The organism is Ruegeria lacuscaerulensis, assembly GCF_013031245.1.
GTDB lineage: Bacteria > Pseudomonadota > Alphaproteobacteria > Rhodobacterales > Rhodobacteraceae > Ruegeria > Ruegeria lacuscaerulensis_C.
In genome coordinates this window covers 309,992-326,414 of record NZ_WPZL01000001.1, presented here as the reverse complement: position 1 = coordinate 326,414, position 16,423 = coordinate 309,992, and the positions used below count along the sequence as shown (strand labels likewise).

Below are 16,423 nucleotides of genomic sequence, written 5' to 3'. Positions count from 1 at the left end.
AATGATCAGTTTTCCCGCTGGGTGGCAGCGCGTGATATTGTGCAATTGCGGCATTAGTCGTGCTGCGAGCGCGCGCAGCACGATAATCGAATTCACAGGTTGGACTCAGCGCAGACATTCGCTGCAGTTAGCCCTAACGGCAGCTTCGCGCTTCATCGCAGGCGTTCGAGGTCGAAGATTTGATATACAACCCCAGGTCGCTGGAAGCGCCCTCGCGTGGTGTCAGAACCGCATGCGATCTTCCCTTCTTGGTCGTTCGGGTCGATAGTTTCCTTGGCGCCGGCCAGTGTAAGGATCTGTATCGAGATATGTCCCTTGGCTTCGACGCATGTATTCGGCGAACTGGGTCAAGGCATCCACCTGATCATCTTTGAGAGCATCCGGAAACGCCAGCAGTTCCCTGCGGAACTCATCAAACCAGGGCTTGTTCGTGGGGATGACTAACTCGCCAGATTTGATCCAGTCGGTCTGTGGGATGAAGCGATCCAGCTTGCTGCTGACCACATTGACGGGCATGAAGACGCCTGCTGCGGTGCGTTTCAACTCATCAAGCAGGTGGATACCCATCGCAGAGGATTCAATCAAGACCCGGTCCGCGCGCCATTGTTTGCGCAATCGAAGAACAGTGTTCCGCACCTGAGTGTAGTTCGTTCGAGCACGAAAGACGTCGAGCAAATACCATCTCTCTTCATACGCATGCCATCCAAAGGTCAGCCCCACTGTGAAGTCACAGCGTGGACCATCCTTCGCTGCCGTATCCCAGCTCTGGACCCGCCGGACGAACACGCTTTCGTCCGGCAAGGTTTCCACCAGATGCAAGTCGGACATGGAGAGAAACTCGTTTTCTCCGTCCGTGGGGTTTTGTTGATACTGCGCCTGGAAGGCAAAATTGCCTATGTCGGCCTTGATCCGCTCAAGAACCTCCTGCGGTTCCCGCTCTGGGTTCAACAAGTCTCCTGGCTGACGCTTCAGGACCCGGTTGTTGTAGAGCGGGATCTCTTCCGGGATCTCCGCGATCGACGGCAGGCACAGATGATCAAATGTGTCCTTTTCCAAGAGATAGGCGGAGAAGTCATCCGGGTGCAGACGCTGCTGAATCGAGACAATACGATCGGTGCGCTTGTCGTTCAGCCGCGAGAACAGGGTCTGGTCGAAAAAATCACGCAACTCCTGGCGGTACGTATCGTGGCGCATTTCTGAAGGTTTACCCAGATCGTCGATGATAATGAGGTTTGCACCAAAGCCGGTGATACCACCGCCAAGAGAGACCGATTTGCGCCCGCCTCCTTTGGTGGTTTTCATATGTTCGAACCGGTTGTGTTTGGGATCGACCTTCATCTTTGGAAACAGGCGCTGATAATACGGGCTGGTCACCAGCCGTCGAAACTGTTCGGCATGTTCGCGCGCCAGATCTTTGCCGTAACTGACAACTACCACTTTCTTTGTCGGATCGCGTCCAAGCTCAAAGGCTGGCAACAAAACAGATCCACAGATCGATTTCAGATGGCGCGGGGCAATCGAGATCATCAACCGTTGGCACTCACCGGAGGCCACGCGTTGAAGGGCGTAACACATGGCCTCCAGGTAGGGAGCCCGGGCAAGCTTTTCGCCCGGACACAAGATACCAAAACTGCCCGCAAGGAATGCGTAGAGGTTTTCACGCATCGCAGCCTCTGCCAGCCTTTTGCGATCATCAGAATTCAGGGCATTCATCGTCGATGCCTCCCTGGATGCTTGCAAAGAGTTGATCCGGATCGTTACCAAACATATCCGCCAGCACTTCCAGGGCGGCCATGTCTGAACCGGGGTCGGTCTCGGTTGCACCTTCGCCACCCGCCAACTCTGCGGCGCGCCTCCTGAACCGTGGGCAACAGTTTCAGAACCCGGTCAATCGAACGCATCTCGCCTTTAACTGCCCCATTCACCAGCTGGCGCAGGATTGCCTCCAGCATCGTGACCTCGCGGCGTGATCCATTCTCGGTGATCGGGATTTTCCGAAAGAACACCTCCTCAAGCATCGACCCAACATTCTTCGAGGCTTTCGGCCGCCCTTTCGGATTGCCGGATCGGCCTTTCTTGAATTGGGTTGCTTTGGGCGGTTTGCCGTAGCCAACCGCATACTCCTTCGTATCGTCAGACATGACCCACCTCCTGCTCTGAAGTGGTGTCGCTGGCCGCAGAAAGCGCATCGAACGTCTGACCTGACACCGAATGCACGGCGCTCTCACCAGTCATCTCCTGCCAGCGGCGGATGGCGACATCGACATAGGCCGGGTCGAGCTCAATGAGCCGCGCCCGGCGCCCGGTTTTCTCAGCTGCCAGCAAGGTCGCGCCGGACCCGCCAAAGGCATCTAGCACGACGTCGCCGCGATGGCTCACATCCATGATGGCATCTGCCACCAGGGCCGTTGGCTTCACCGTCGGATGATCAGCGAGATCCGCCTCGCGCCCTGCCCCAAAACTATTCACACCGGCGTAATCCCAGACATTGGTCCGGTTGCGCCCGTGTTTGCCCAATTCGACATTGTTGGTATGCGAAGCCCCCGGTTTCTTGAAGATACAAACCAGCTCGTGCTTGGACCGATAAAGGCTGCCCATCCCGCCGTTGGTCTTATTCCAGACGCAGAGATTGATGAGGTCCAATCCACCTGCCTTGCCCGCCGCAATTAACTCTTCAATGTGACGCCAGTCCATGCAGATCATCGCAATGCCTCCGTCGGGCAGAATGACGAGCAAACGAGCAATCACGTCTGTGAGAAAGTTGCGGAACTCGCTGTCCGACATTTCTCCCGACGCCATGGCAAATTCGCGATGATCGCCGCCGGTGCCGCAACGGACATGCCCATTGACCGGCACATTGTAAGGAGGATCAGTGAACACCATCTGCGGGGTCTCGCCATCCAGCAAGGTGTCGTAGCTCTGGGCTTGCAAGGAATCCCCACAGAAGATGCGGTGGTCTCCAAGAACCCAAAGTTCGCCCGGCTGCGTGATGACAGGTACCGCAGGGTTCGGCGTCTCAACAGATTCCGCTTCAGTCTTTGCGGCCTCATCCGCGCCATCGATGATGATGTCAATCTCCGGCGTTTCGAACCCGGTGATATCCAGATCGAAGTCCAGCTCGCCATCAAGGCTGAGATCCATCAGTTCGGCAAACTCAATTTGGAGCGCCGCTTCGTTCCAGTCTGACAATTCGGCCAGCTTGTTATCCGCGATGCGCAGGGCGCGTACTTCAGCGTCAGACAAGTGATCCGCGACAACCGTCGGCACAGATTTCAACCCCAGGGCTTTAGCGGCCTCATAGCGGCCATGACCCGCGATGATGCAGCCCGCAGCATCCACAAGGATCGGAGTGACAAAGCCAAACTGGGCCACCGAAGCCTTCAGTTTGTCGATGTTCTTGGCCGCATGTACGCGGTTGTTATTGGCGTAAGGCTTGATCTGGCTGACCTGGGATTGGATGACTTTGTCCGCCATCCAGATCGGCGTGTAGGACGCCTGAACGTCACTTTGTGTTTTCTTGGCAGGCATAACCGCCTCCTTTTGCGTGACGCCGCGAGGACGTCGAGATGGAGGGATCGCGTTGGAAAATCGGAGAGAGCACAAATCGCAACTCCCCGGACCAAAGCGATCCGAGACGTTGCTCCTTTGAATGCTCTCTGCGGAAACCTGTGTTTCCAATGAGTGCTGCCTGCGGGAGCAGTTTCCCGCCCTGATAGTCCGAGCGATTGGGTTGAATGTAGGTGCCATCATTACGAGACGCAACCCCCCCAAACTAAAAGTAACCAATTAAGATTGTTGACGAATAATCGGGGGTACGGCAGCAACGCACTTCAAAATACACGCCTCCAGTAATCGTTTCAGAAAGAGCTGGACTGTTGCTGTGAACCACGCATCACTGAACCCACGCCCGAGCCATTCGGGCGCTCCTCAGTACCGGGGTTCGGCATCTCGCTGACCCAAGATCAGAGGAGACAGTTCGTGTCCGAGCGGAAGCAAACCAAAATTGACAAGGTGCAAGCTTTGTTGCGTCGCCCGAGCGGCGCCAGCCTTGAGGCGCTCTGCAAAGCAACGGGGTGGCGGCCTCACTCGGTCCGAGCAACTATTAGCGGTCTGCGGAAAAAAGGCGTCACAATTAAAAGGCGGGCATCCAACAAACCAGATGGCTCGACCACCTATCACCTGACGGCGGGAACAGGAGAAGCGTCGTGACGAAGGTTAGCGAAATTGCCGATCTCGCCGCCATCGGTCGATCGGATCTGGTCACGCTTTGGCAGAAACTGTTTGATCAACCCGCCCCCGCCATGCTCAGCCAACCCTTCCTGCGCCGTTTCATTGCCTTTGAGATGCAGTCCCGCTGTCATGGCGGGCTACCTCGGCATGTCAAAGCCACGCTGGAAAAGGGTTCCGAGAAAAAACCCCGGCCAGCCTGCCCTGGCCTAAAACCCGGCGGGCGCATGCTGCGCGAGTGGAATGGCGTGACCCATGTAGTCGACGTTACAGAGTACGGCTTCACTTGGAACGGTCGGTCCTATCGCTCGCTCTCCGCCATCGCCCGAGAGAATACCGGCGCGCATTGGTCAGGGCCGCGTTTCTTTGGGCTCACCGGCAAGGCGACCAAATGAACCCGCGCCGCAAAATCAGATGCGCGATCTACACACGCAAGTCCTCAGAAGATGGACTGGACCAGGACTTCAATTCACTGGATGCGCAATACGAAGCCTGCGCGGCCTATATCGCCAGCCAGCGACATGAAGGTTGGGCCCCATTGCCAGTCCGCTACGATGACGGTGGCCTGTCGGGCGGTACGCTCGAACGCCCCGCCCTGCAACGCCTGCTTGAAGAGATCGATGCCGGACGCATCGACATGGTCGTGGTCTACAAAATCGACCGGTTGACCCGATCGCTTGCCGACTTCTCCAAGCTCGTCGAACGGCTGGAACAGGCGAACTCTTCTTTTGTGTCCGTCACACAGGCCTTCAATACTTCTTCAACCATGGGTCGATTAACCCTTAACGTGCTGTTGTCCTTTGCTCAGTTTGAACGGGAAGTCACCGCCGAACGTATTCGCGACAAAATCGCGGCGTCTAAGAAAAAAGGACTTTGGATGGGCGGCAACCTTCCCCTGGGCTATGATCGCCACCCCGATCCTAAAGCAAGAACGCTGGTGGTGAATGAAGATGAGGCCAGAACGGTCCGGCATCTCTTTGGGCTTTATGACGAGCTGGGTTGCCTGCGCAAAGTAGAAGAACGGGCAACAGCAGAAGGCCTCCGATCAAAACGGGTTGTTCGGGCGGATGGAAGCGTGAAGGGGGATTGTCCGCTGTCACGCGGCCAGATCTATTACCTGTTGCGCAACCCGGTCTATCTAGGCAAAATCCGCCACAAGGACAAGATCTGGGACGGACAACATCCGGCGATCATCGACCAGGACATCTGGGACCGGGTACAGGAGAAAATGCGCCAAGCGTCGCGGCGATCCCGTGCAGACCCCACACCCAATGAGCGCCAACACTCCACTGACCCCGGGGCCTGGCTCACCGGTCTGCTGCAGGACGAAACTGGTGATCGGTTGACGCCGACCCACACCACGCGCAAAGGCCGTCGGTTGCGCTATTATGTCTCCAATCGACTGATCTCGGGCGGCAAGGATATCTCCGGCTGGCGACTGCCCGGCCCGGCACTGGAAAACGCGGTCATTGATGTCATCGTCAGACATCTGCAAGACGCCGCAATCACGCATCGAGTTCTGGCGCAGCCAGAGGCCGGGTCAGCGGAGGCGGTTCAGACTTCGGTCGCGGATTTAGCAACCCGGCTTCAACGCCAAGCCGGTCAGGTCGGCGCTGCTCTTCTGGCCAAAGGCAAAATTGCACGAGGTCAGATCGACCTCGAATTGAACCCCAAAACTCTGGCAGGCGCACTTGGCATTGCTGCGGACCATCTGCACCCGGATCTCACCGACGTCACCGCATCTTTCGATCTGCGCCGCCGCGGCGTTGAGGCCAAGGTCATCGCCGGAGATATGGCACCCCAACCTGATCCCCACCTCCGGTCCATGCTGATCCGCGCCCATGGCTGGGCCCGAGATCTGAAAGCCGGAGTTCAACTGATGGAGATCGCACGCCGCGAAAGCGTCCCCGGCGCCTTCATCCGCACCCGTGCTCAGCTCGCCTTTCTCTCCCCGAAGATTCAGGCAGCGATTCTCGACGGCGCTCAGCCGCCCGAACTCACACTCAAGCGTCTGGTCAGCGTGACCCACCCACTTGACTGGGCTGAACAGGAGCGCCTGTTCGGCTTCTGATAGCTCCAGTCATGCTTCCCTGATGCAGGGTTCGCCCTCCCTGATCCGGCGGAACAATTCCCTGTTCTTGCGAGAAAATTCCCTGTTCCACTTTTTAGGGAATTTGCATCATAAGCTATTGGAAAAAATAGAGTTGTGACATCTGAAATCTCGGGTTCCAGACTTGTTTTGCAGAAATTCCCTGTAAATTGCCGGGTATCAGGGAAATCTGGCCCAAAGCGACCCCGCCAAAATGCGACACTGAGACTGGCGCCTGAGTTGTCCTCTGAATGTACAGTCTGCTCCGTCTCTGATTGAAAGCGCATGCGCCAACGCGCGGGAATTGCGGCACAATTCCGGGCCAGAAAACACAACTGAAGTGAGACAGGTATGAGTGGCGGGGAGACAGGGATTCGAACCCTGGGAACGCTCTCACGTTCAACGGTTTTCAAGACCGCCGCATTCGACCACTCTGCCACCTCCCCACGTGGAGCAGGGTCTAAGGCGAACTGTAAACGGTGGCAAGAGCAAATAGGGAATTCTCGCCTAAGCGCGTGCAGTGGTCTTCCCATGAAACCCTCGCCACGTTATGCTTTGCACGAAGACCGTAACAGGCCGGCAATACAGAACCGGCGCTCGGCGGCGGGGTTCAGGAAACGAGACCCCTTCAGGCAAGGGATAAAAAATGAAGCGAGCGATTGAGACACGCGTAAAACCGCGATCGTTGGCGGTGCTGGCCTTGGCCCTGGCAGTACTGGCCAGTTGTGATGAGACTTTGTCGCCGGATGGCGTCTCCGAAAAAGCCCAGAGTAACGACACTCAGAACGACGGTGGGATTGAACTCTTCCCCGATGTTGCAAGCAATTCTCGGAACTCCGTAGAAGCGCCGGAGGTTTTTGAAGTAACCGAGGCCGGGCTTTGGGATGGTCGTCCTTCGCTGGGCGGTATCTGGGTCGCGCATCCGGACGTTTCACAGCCGGAACGTGTGGTCATCAAAAACCCAACAAACGATAAGTCTGTTACTGGAGCGCTGTTCCGGCGGGAGAGAAACCTGCCCGGACCGGCCTTGCAGTTATCGTCGGAGGCCGCTGAAAAACTGGGAATACTCGCGGGGTCGCCCACGAAAGTTCAGGTCGTGGCCTTGCGACGTAAACCGGTGGAAATAGAAGAAGCCGTACCCGAAGAAGCCCTGGAAACCGAAACTGCAAACAAAGACGAGGCTCCGGCAGTGGAAGATGCCAAGCCGAAGGACGAGGCAGTCGAAACGGCATCGGCAGACCAGGAAAAGCCCGCCAAACGGAAATGGTGGCAAAAGAAAGAACCCGTTGCGGCGGCTGGCGCGGTCGGCGCCGCAGCTGCAGCAACCGACTCTGCCGCTGAGGCAACGGTCGAAGCAACCGAAGAAGTTGTCGAAACCGCGGCTGAGGTCGCACCGGAAAAACCCAAGAAACGGAAGTGGTGGCAAAAGAAAGAGACTGTTGCCGCAGAAGGTGCAGCCGGAGCCGCTACAGCTGCAACCGATGCAGCGGCTGAGGCGACGGTCGAAGCGACCGAAGAGGTTGCCGAATCTGCGACACAGGCGGCACCGGAACCGGCCCTGTCCGATCCTACGGTCACACCGCCTGCGGAAGAGCCAAAGAAACGAAAATGGTGGCAAAAGAAGTCGTCGGACGAAATAGTTGAAACTCCGCTGGATCCGATTGCGGGTGCTGCGGCGGCCATAGAGGTGGCTGAACCAACTGCAGCCAGTACTGCCAGTGCCAGTAAGACAGCTTCGACCAGGTCGATCAGCAAGCCTTTTGTGCAGGTCGGAACTTTCACCGTCGAAGCGAATGCCAAAAGTGCGGCAGCGAAAATAAAACGGAACGGGCTACCTGCAGACGCGCGCGAGTTGAAGTCCGACGACAAAACGGTCTGGCGCGTGCTGGTCGGACCCGCCTCCACCCGCGCTGAAAGAAATGCGATGCAGAGCGACGTCAAAGACCTGGGTTTTACGGACGCGTACTCTGTCAAAAACTGAAACAAAGGAGGCCCCCGTGCTGTCCTCACTGCGATCATCCGTTTTGACCCTCGTGCTGGCGCTATTTGCCCTGCCCGCACATGCCTTTGATACAACTGCCCGAGCGGCATATGTTATGGATCAGACGACCGGCACGGTTTTGTTGTCCAAAGAGGCCGATCAACCGCTTCCACCCGCATCGATGTCCAAGTTGATGACGCTTTATGTCGCGTTCGAAGCATTGCGAGATGGACGTCTGACGCTGGACGAAACACTGCCGGTTTCCGAACACGCCATGAGCTATGGCGGATCGACCATGTTCCTGAACACGCAGGACCGCGTCCGGGTCGAGGATTTGTTGCGCGGAATCATCGTCCTGTCCGGCAACGACGCCTGCGTTGTAATCGCCGAAGCGCTTAGTCCCGACGGGACGGAGGCTGGATTCGCCCGCTATATGACGCAGCGCGCCAAGCAGATGGGGATGGACAATTCGAACTTTGCCAATTCGAACGGCTGGCCTGCTGCGGGACACATGATGTCTGTTCATGATCTTGCCGTTCTCGCGAACCGGCTGATCAGCGATTTCCCGGAATATTACCCCCTGTTCGCCGAGGAAGAGTTTGAGTTCGATGGTCGCGCGCCGTCAAACAAGCGAAACCGAAACCCTCTGTTGAAACTGGGAATCGGTGCCGACGGCCTGAAAACAGGTCACACGCAGGAGGCAGGGTATGGTCTTGTCGGATCGGCCAAGCAGGGTGATCGCCGGGTGATCTTTGTGCTCAGCGGCCTCGACAGCACCGCCCGCCGCGCAGAGGAGGCTGAGTCCGTGGTTAACTGGTCGTTTCGAAATTTTGTCGAGAGGACAGTTGCCGACGCCGAAACACCGATAGCCGAGGCCAAAGTCTGGATGGGGGCCAACAAATCCGTGGGCCTTATTCCCGAAGAGGATCTGACCCTGCTTTTTCCTGTGCTGGGTGACAAGAACATCCAGGCCGAGGTTGTCTATGACGGCCCCATCAACGCTCCGATCAGTAAGGGGCAGAAACTGGCCGAGCTGGTCATCAAGCCCGAAGGTCTGCCGGAGATCCGGCGCCCGTTGGTGGCGGCCCAGAACGTTGCGACCGGAGGGTTTGTGGTACGCATGATGACTGTGGGCGGCATCGTCCTGACCGACGTGATCGGCAATCCATTGGATGCAATGTGACGAAATCCGGGTTGTTTCTGACATTCGAAGGTATCGACGGGTCCGGCAAGTCTTCGCAGGCGCGCATGTTGGCCGATCGGTTGCGCAAACTGGGCCACGAGGTGGTTCTGACGCGGGAACCCGGCGGCTCCACCGGTGCCGAGGAAATCCGCAGTCTGGTTCTGGAAGGCGACCCTGACCGCTGGTCGGCTGAGACGGAGATTCTGCTGTTCACCGCCGCCAGACGCGATCATCTGGAGCGGACAATCGAACCGGCACTGGCAGCCGGCAAAGTGGTGATCTGCGATCGCTTTGCGGACAGTACCCGCATGTATCAGGGCCTGTCGCGCGGCGATCTGCGCGGGTTGGTTGATGAGCTGCACAGCCTGATGATCGGACGCGAGCCCGACCTGACCCTCTTGATCGACATGGACCCTCAAACCGGCCTGTCGCGGGCAAAGGGAAGACAGGGAGCTGAGGAGCGGTTCGAGGACTTTGGACTCGACCTGCAACAAAAGATGCGCGCAGGTTTTCTGGCACTGGCAAAAGAATTCGCTGGCCGTTTTCGTGTGGTCGACGGCAACCGGGACATGGACAGCGTCGCACAGGATGTGACAGATATCGTCCTGCGAGCCATGCGATAGACGATTTATGAGCGACGACACCCCGACCCCGGATCAGGCACCCGGTGCCCCTCACCCGCGTGAGACCCAACAACTGTTTGGGCAAAACACGGCTGAGCAGGCGTTTCTGAGCGCGTTTAACTCGGAACGCCTGCACCACGGCTGGCTGCTGACCGGTCCGCAAGGGGTGGGCAAAGCCACGCTGGCCTGGCGGATCGCCCGGTTCCTGCTGGCGACGCCTCCGGCAGAAGATGACGGACTGTTCGGACCGCCCCCGCCGCCCGAAACGCTGGAGATCGACCCGGATCACTCCGTCGCCCACCGTATTCTGGCTGGGGCTGAGCCCGGTCTTGCCGCCATCACCCGATCGATGAACGATCAGGGGCGGTTGCGGAATGAGATCGTCGTGGATGACATCCGCAAACTCGGAAAATTTTTCGGACTGTCCTCAGCCGACGGCGGGCGCCGGGTTGTAATTGTGGACTCGGCGGATGAGATGAACGTCAGTGCGGCGAATGCCCTGCTGAAAATGCTGGAAGAGCCCCCGGCCCGCACCACATTGCTGCTGGTCTCGCACCAGCCGTCGCGCTTGCTGCCTACCATTCGGTCCCGCTGCCGCACCCTGCGCCTGTCTCCGCTGGCTTCAGAGGATATGCAAGCGGCCCTGACGCAGACCGGGGCAGAATTGCCCGCACAGACAGAACACCTGGCCGCATTGGCTACTGGCTCTGTGGGCGACGCGGTGCGGTTGATCAATTTGGGCGGCCTTGAGATTTACGCTGAACTGATCGCTATTCTGGGGACCCTGCCCCGGATGGATCGCCAGCGGGCATTGGCCTTGGCCGAGGCCGCCGCCCAGCGCGGCGCGGCAGAGCGGTTCGAACTGCTGCTAACTCTGATCGAAATCGCCCTGTCCCGACTCGCGCTCACAGGCGCAACCGGCGCTCCTCCGACGCCCGAGGCCGCGCCGAACGAGGCGGAAACGCTTTCTCGGTTGTCCACGTCAACGCATCAGGCCCGCCGATGGGCCGAGGTCGCGGCGACAATCACCGCCCGCGCGCGTCACGGGCAGGCGGTGAACCTTGACCCTGCCGCTCTGGTCCTAGATACGGTGTTCAAGATACAGGAAACCGCCGGTCAGAGCAGATGAGCGATACCCCTCAGATTACCGACAGCCATTGCCATCTGGACTTCCCCGATTTCGATGGCCAGCTTGATCAAATCGTCACGCGCGCCGCCGACGCCGGTGTGACCCGCATGGTCACGATCTGCACACGCCTGCGCAACGAACCCACTGTCCGCGCCATAGCCGAAGCGCATGCGCCCGTGTTTTATGCCGCTGGCACCCATCCTATGAGTGCCGCCGAAGAGCCGATGGCGACGGTCGACGAACTGGTGGGATTGTCCCAACACCCCAAATTTGTGGGCATCGGCGAAAGCGGGCTGGACTATCATTACACCGCAGACAGCGCCGAGGTGCAGAAGCAATCTCTGCGTGTTCATATCGAAGCCGCCCAGCGAACCGGGCTGCCGCTAATTATCCACGCCCGCGCCGCAGATGACGACATGGCGCGAATTCTGGCCGAAGAACATCGCAACGCGCCCTATTCCTGCGTGATGCACTGCTTTTCTTCCTCCGCCAATCTGGCCAAAGCTGCATTGGATCTGGGCTTTTACCTGTCCATGTCTGGTATCGCCGCCTTCCCCAAAAGCCAGGAATTGCGCGATATTTTCGCCAGCGCCTCTGTCGATCGCGTTCTGGTGGAAACTGACGCGCCTTACCTGGCGCCGCCACCGTATCGTGGAAAGCGCAACGAGCCAGCTTACACCGCCCACACCGCCCGAAAAGGGGCCGAGGTTTTTGGTATGAACTACGCCGATTTTGCTGCGCAGACACAGGCCAATTTCGACCGACTGTTCACCAAAGCCGCGACCTATAAGGCGGCGGCATGACCGAATTGCGTTGCACCATCCTCGGTTGCGGCTCTTCAGGTGGGGTGCCCCGGCTGGGCGGGCATTGGGGCGAGTGCGATCCGCAAAACCCCAGGAACATTCGCCGCCGCTGTTCCATGCTGGTGGAGCGCGACGGGCCAGACGGCACGACCTCGGTTCTGATCGACACCACGCCCGACATGCGCAGCCAACTGCTGGACAGCGGAACCGGGCGGCTGGATGGCGTCGTCTATACTCATTCGCACGCCGACCATGTGCACGGTATCGACGACCTGCGCATGATCGTGTTCAACATGCGTGAAAGAGTGCCTGTCTGGGCCGATGGCGACACGCAAAACGATCTTCTGGGCCGGTTTGGATATGCATTCGTTCAACCGGAAAACTCGCCTTATCCGCCGATCCTTGACCTGAAAACCCTGGACGGGCCGTTTGAGATTAACGGCCCGGGTGGCCCGATCCCGTTTCATCCTTTCAAGGTCAACCACGGCTCGATCGACTCGCTGGGCTTCAAGATGGGCAATCTGGTCTACCTGCCGGATGTCGCCGAAATCTATGACGATGCCTGGTCACTGATGGAGGGACTGGACTGTCTTGTCATTGACGCCCTGCGCCGGTCTCCGCATCCCACCCACGCCCATCTGGAAAAGACACTGGGATGGATCGAGCAACTGCAACCGAAACGCGCAGTTCTGACCAACATGCATATCGATCTCGACTACGCGACGGTCGAGGCTGAGACCGCCGACTACATCACCCCTGCGTATGACGGCATGGTGATCCATCAGGCCCTGTAGGACGCTGCCCCTTCGGTCCGCGATATCGCTGCCCATGTCGGCAACGCCAGCGGGGCGGTAAAATGCTGCAAAGCCTGATCAACGTCATTCTTCCGGTTTTTCTTGTGATCGGAGCGGGCTACGCCTCGACCCGCCTGGGGTATTTCAAAGAGCTCCATGTCGATGGGCTGATGAAATTCACCCAAGGGTTCGCGATCCCCTGTCTGTTGTTTCTGGCCATCTCGCACCTGGACCTGAGCGCCAGCTTTGATCCCCGGTTGCTGGCCAGCTTCTACACCGCCGCCGCGCTGTGCTTTACTGTCGGATTGTTCGGCGCGCGTTTTATCTTTGGCCGCGACTGGGAAGATTGCGTCGCCATCGGGTTTTGCTGTCTGTTTTCCAACTCGGTTCTGTTGGGTCTGCCCATCACCGAGCGCGCCTATGGACCAGAGAACCTCACCGGAAACTACGCGATCATCGCCTTTCATTCCCCCTTTTGCTACGGCGTTGGCATCACCGTGATGGAGGTGATCCGAAATCGCGGCAATGGCGGCACCCACATGGTTCGGTCCGTGTTGTCCGCGATGTTCCGCAACGCCCTGATCCTTGGCATAGCATTGGGATTCATCGTAAACTTATCCGGGATTGGAATTCCGGCCGTTGTGGACGAAGCCCTTAGCCTGGTAACTCGCGCGGCTCTGCCCGGAGCCCTGTTTGCGCTGGGCGGCGTGCTGGTCAAATACAAACCCGAAGGTGATCTGCGTGCCATCGCGTTCGTCTGTGGGGTATCTCTGTTGCTGCACCCCAGCCTAGTGTGGCTGTTCGGAACTACGGTCGGGCTGCCGCAGGATTTGTTCCGTTCGGGCGTTCTGAACGCGGCGATGGCTCCGGGTTTCAACGCCTATATCTTTGCAAACATGTATGGCCGGGCCAAACGGGTCGCGGCCTCTTCTGTACTGCTTGGGACGGCAGCATCCATTCTGACGGTCTGGCTTTGGCTGACCCTATTGGGCTGACATCGCCAAATCATGGATTGACATTGGCGCATCAGGAAACACCTATCGGGCAACCAAACAGGACTATTTCAATGCACCAAGCCCTCATTGTCGCCCATGGTCAGCCTTCGGACCCAAGCCCGGCCGAAGCGGCGCTTGCAGCCTATGCGGCCGATGTGGACACGCTGTGCGATGGTGTCACTGTCCACTCGGCCACACTCGCTGCCCCAGGCGCCCTTGAGGGCAGGCTGGCGGAAATGCCTGACACTGCAGTGATTTATCCGTTATTCATGGCAAAAGGCTGGTTTGTTTCCAGCGCTTTGCCCAAGCGCCTCGGCGACCGGCAACTTCGAATCCTCGATCCACTTGGAGTGGACGTCGAGTTGCCTGCCTTGGTGGCCGACGCGCTGCGGGATGCTTTGGCAGAAAACCATTGGGCCGCAAACGCCACGGATTTGATTCTGGCGGCCCACGGCTCAGGTCGTAGTCGCAATCCTTCTGCAGTGGTAAAGAGTTTTGCCGCCGAGTTGGGGAAACATCTACCGTTCAGATCAATTCAGCTTGGATTTGTAGAAGAACACCCTTCCATCGCCGAAGCTGCCTCGGGCCTTTCGGAACAGGCCCTCTGCCTGCCTTTTTTTGCCTGTACCGGTGGTCATGTTCTTGATGACGTTCCGCAAGCACTGGACGAGGCGGCCTTTAAGGGAAAAGTCATGCCCGTTGTTGGAGAGTTGCCTCAAATTAAACGGCATATTGCCGCGATACTGACTGGGGCCATCAAAGGGGCGTAACCTGACTCAGATATTGAGCTTCTGGCGTTTTCTAAACCAGACGAGAGGCGCGCCTTTCGAACCCTCGTTAGTTCTGCTGCGTAAGTGTTGCAGCTGCAGACATTCGTTAGTCCGGCAACTCTCTATTCCGAGGGCGTATCGGTTGCCGCGTTCGTTCTCTGAAGATCTACAAGCGTTGAATAAAGGCAATGGCGAGACCTGCCATTCCTTTTTGCCTCATACAGGGCGAGGTCAGCAGCATGGAGGACTTCTGCAGCTTTCGGCGGTGTAAACTGAGTGGACAAGGCGGTTCCGATGCTTGCGGAAATTCGGCAGGTATTGTTTTCGAACACCATGGGGATCTGCAACCTGTCAATTAGGCGCCCGGCAATTGCCGATATAATAATTTCGTCTGCCAACCCCTTGAAAATAATTACAAACTCATCCCCTCCAATGCGGGCAACTGTGTCGTCGTTACGGGTTTCCTCCACCATAATCCGGGCAGCTTGCTGCAGCACGTAATCCCCTGCGGCATGTCCAAACCTGTCATTGACGGATTTGAAGAAATCCAGGTCCAGGTGCATCAGTGCAAAGGGCGAGTTCCCGGATATCAGATGCCCCAGAAAGACGTCCATCGCGCGCCGGTTCTTCACTCCGGTTAGCATGTCGGTAAATGCTTGCTCTTCAGCTGCCAGCATTGCCCCCTGCAAGCGCAGGTTCAGCGACCGCGAGGCTTCCATCGCGGCGGATTTGGCTTCAACCAGATACAGCAGCTCAACCGCCAGATCGGTGCCGGAGAAATCTGCGCTGGTCAGAGCATAATCGCCTACGGCATCCAATATCGAAATTCCGAAGGACAGATTGATAACCGCACCCTTTCCGTGGGGCAGCGGGGCGATCAACCCTTTGAGCGCGGTGCGCGGTGTATCGTGGAGTTTCAGATGCACTTTTGCCCCCGCCAGCGTCATTAGCGCAGAAATTGTGGTCACGGCACGGGGACGAACCAACTCAAAGACATCCAGAAAATTCTTGCCGGCCATCGGCTGATCAGGTCGTAATTTTTGCAATGTTGGGCCGACACGAATTATCCTGCCCCCATCGTCCACCAGCACGAACATTGGGCAAAGCGTATCCAGAAGAGTCGCTAGGTTTTCCGTATCAATCATAACTTGCGCGCCCCAGGTCAAAATGGCGCCCTTCTGCAAATGCGCTTTCTACAAGGACTATTGAGATAACGTCTGCCTCACCCTCCTGCCCATCATGGGATAGCATGGCCAAAGCTCCGTAATCGTCGGCCATGGCACGCAAAACGCCCACCATGACACTGGAAAAGCCCGGCAAACCCGGGTGGCAACACAGTTGATATTCCATTGGATTCACTTCTCTGAGTTCCAATTCGGGCAGGCTGAGATCGGACACTGCCAGCCGAACCCGGTCGGACAAATCGTCCAGAGAATGAAGGAATTCCACATATGTAACGCCGCCGAACCGCAGCAGCCTGCGCAAGTCCTCCATATTGGGGTGTGAAACCAGATAAGTTCCCAGATCTTCAAGGATTTCTGCGCGTGGCCTGTTCAGATCAGCGCAAAGCGCATCCATGACGCGGACAGTCACGTCATCATCATAGACAAGCATGGCTTCAAACTCGGCAAAGCCCAGATCGGCCGCCTCGGTCACACGTAGCCAGCACGATTGCCCGTAAGTCGCGCATACAAAGGACTGTATCGCCCGATTGATCAGACCATGCATGAGATGCCCCAGATTGGTTACACGCCCAGTCTGGCCTGACAATCCTTAACAAACCCCCAAGATGGATGGCGAGATTCAGACAATATGATCAAGTCTCGAAC

At 57.8% G+C, this 16,423-nt stretch carries 16 protein-coding genes and 1 tRNA gene; 11 read left to right on the top strand and 6 right to left on the bottom strand.

Annotated features, from left to right (window positions below; genetic code table 11):
• Window positions 1-222: 222 nt before the first annotated feature.
• The 3 genes from terL to GOX66_RS01665 form a co-directional block, all read right to left on the bottom strand.
• Complete coding sequence (terL, locus tag GOX66_RS01675; protein WP_170758958.1) at window positions 223-1,476, bottom strand: phage terminase large subunit; 1,254 nt, start codon at window positions 1,474-1,476, stop codon at window positions 223-225.
• 281 nt (window positions 1,477-1,757) lie between these two features.
• The gene (locus GOX66_RS01670; protein WP_170758955.1) at window positions 1,758-2,141 is read right to left on the bottom strand and encodes a DUF5681 domain-containing protein; all 384 of its coding nucleotides are present in this window, start codon (window positions 2,139-2,141) and stop codon (window positions 1,758-1,760) included.
• The gene (locus tag GOX66_RS01665) at window positions 2,134-3,528 is read right to left on the bottom strand and encodes a site-specific DNA-methyltransferase (RefSeq protein WP_237212414.1); all 1,395 of its coding nucleotides are present in this window, start codon (window positions 3,526-3,528) and stop codon (window positions 2,134-2,136) included. The genes GOX66_RS01670 and GOX66_RS01665 overlap by 8 nt, the downstream gene beginning before the upstream one ends.
• 450 nt (window positions 3,529-3,978) lie before the next feature.
• Between GOX66_RS01665 and GOX66_RS26260 the strand changes: the two genes are divergently transcribed.
• From GOX66_RS26260 to GOX66_RS01650, 3 genes are read left to right on the top strand one after another with little or no spacing between them, the layout of a single operon-like run.
• Window positions 3,979-4,209: a DUF3489 domain-containing protein gene (locus tag GOX66_RS26260; protein WP_170758953.1), complete on the top strand. Its 231-nt coding sequence runs from the start codon at window positions 3,979-3,981 to the stop codon at window positions 4,207-4,209.
• Window positions 4,206-4,622, top strand: a complete 417-nt coding sequence (locus GOX66_RS01655) for a DUF2924 domain-containing protein (RefSeq protein ID WP_170758951.1) — start codon at window positions 4,206-4,208, stop codon at window positions 4,620-4,622. The genes GOX66_RS26260 and GOX66_RS01655 overlap by 4 nt, the downstream gene beginning before the upstream one ends.
• On the top strand, window positions 4,619-6,298 hold the full coding sequence (locus GOX66_RS01650) for a recombinase family protein (protein WP_170758949.1): 1,680 nt from the start codon (window positions 4,619-4,621) through the stop codon (window positions 6,296-6,298). The genes GOX66_RS01655 and GOX66_RS01650 overlap by 4 nt, the downstream gene beginning before the upstream one ends.
• A 374-nt stretch (window positions 6,299-6,672) precedes the next feature.
• Here GOX66_RS01650 and GOX66_RS01645 read toward each other — a convergent pair.
• Window positions 6,673-6,762 (bottom strand) — tRNA-Ser (locus GOX66_RS01645).
• Between the two features lie 200 nt (window positions 6,763-6,962).
• On the opposite strand from GOX66_RS01645, the gene GOX66_RS26120 reads away from it, so the two are divergent.
• From GOX66_RS26120 to GOX66_RS01605, 8 genes are all read left to right on the top strand, one after another.
• Window positions 6,963-8,297, top strand: a complete 1,335-nt coding sequence (locus GOX66_RS26120) for an SPOR domain-containing protein (protein WP_170758947.1) — start codon at window positions 6,963-6,965, stop codon at window positions 8,295-8,297.
• A 16-nt stretch (window positions 8,298-8,313) separates the two neighbouring features.
• Window positions 8,314-9,480, top strand: a complete 1,167-nt coding sequence (locus tag GOX66_RS01635; RefSeq protein ID WP_336508932.1) for a D-alanyl-D-alanine carboxypeptidase family protein — start codon at window positions 8,314-8,316, stop codon at window positions 9,478-9,480.
• Window positions 9,477-10,103, top strand: coding sequence for a dTMP kinase (gene tmk / locus GOX66_RS01630; protein WP_170758943.1), 627 nt, complete (start codon window positions 9,477-9,479; stop codon window positions 10,101-10,103). The genes GOX66_RS01635 and tmk overlap by 4 nt, the downstream gene beginning before the upstream one ends.
• Window positions 10,104-10,110: 7 nt before the next feature.
• A complete protein-coding gene (locus GOX66_RS01625) occupies window positions 10,111-11,232 on the top strand; it encodes a DNA polymerase III subunit delta' (RefSeq protein WP_170758941.1) in 1,122 nt (373 codons plus the stop codon).
• On the top strand, window positions 11,229-12,035 hold the full coding sequence (locus GOX66_RS01620; protein WP_170758939.1) for a TatD family hydrolase: 807 nt from the start codon (window positions 11,229-11,231) through the stop codon (window positions 12,033-12,035). Before GOX66_RS01625 ends, GOX66_RS01620 begins: the two co-directional genes overlap by 4 nt.
• Entirely contained in the window at window positions 12,032-12,829 is a 798-nt protein-coding gene (locus GOX66_RS01615; protein WP_170758937.1) for an MBL fold metallo-hydrolase, read from the top strand. The genes GOX66_RS01620 and GOX66_RS01615 overlap by 4 nt, the downstream gene beginning before the upstream one ends.
• Window positions 12,830-12,891: 62 nt before the next feature.
• Window positions 12,892-13,824 carry an AEC family transporter gene (locus tag GOX66_RS01610; protein ID WP_170758935.1) on the top strand — a complete coding sequence of 311 codons (933 nt, stop codon included), beginning with the start codon at window positions 12,892-12,894 and terminating at the stop codon, window positions 13,822-13,824.
• 71 nt (window positions 13,825-13,895) lie between these two features.
• Window positions 13,896-14,594 carry a CbiX/SirB N-terminal domain-containing protein gene (locus tag GOX66_RS01605; RefSeq protein ID WP_170758933.1) on the top strand — a complete coding sequence of 233 codons (699 nt, stop codon included), beginning with the start codon at window positions 13,896-13,898 and terminating at the stop codon, window positions 14,592-14,594.
• Between the two features lie 122 nt (window positions 14,595-14,716).
• On the opposite strand, the gene GOX66_RS01600 is transcribed toward GOX66_RS01605, so the two are convergent.
• Together GOX66_RS01600 and GOX66_RS01595 are read right to left on the bottom strand one after the other, a co-directional pair.
• Window positions 14,717-15,739 carry a GGDEF domain-containing protein gene (locus tag GOX66_RS01600; protein WP_170758932.1) on the bottom strand — a complete coding sequence of 341 codons (1,023 nt, stop codon included), beginning with the start codon at window positions 15,737-15,739 and terminating at the stop codon, window positions 14,717-14,719.
• On the bottom strand, window positions 15,732-16,322 hold the full coding sequence (locus tag GOX66_RS01595) for a heme NO-binding domain-containing protein (protein ID WP_170758930.1): 591 nt from the start codon (window positions 16,320-16,322) through the stop codon (window positions 15,732-15,734). Before GOX66_RS01595 ends, GOX66_RS01600 begins: the two co-directional genes overlap by 8 nt.
• Between the last annotated feature and the right edge of the window lie 101 nt (window positions 16,323-16,423).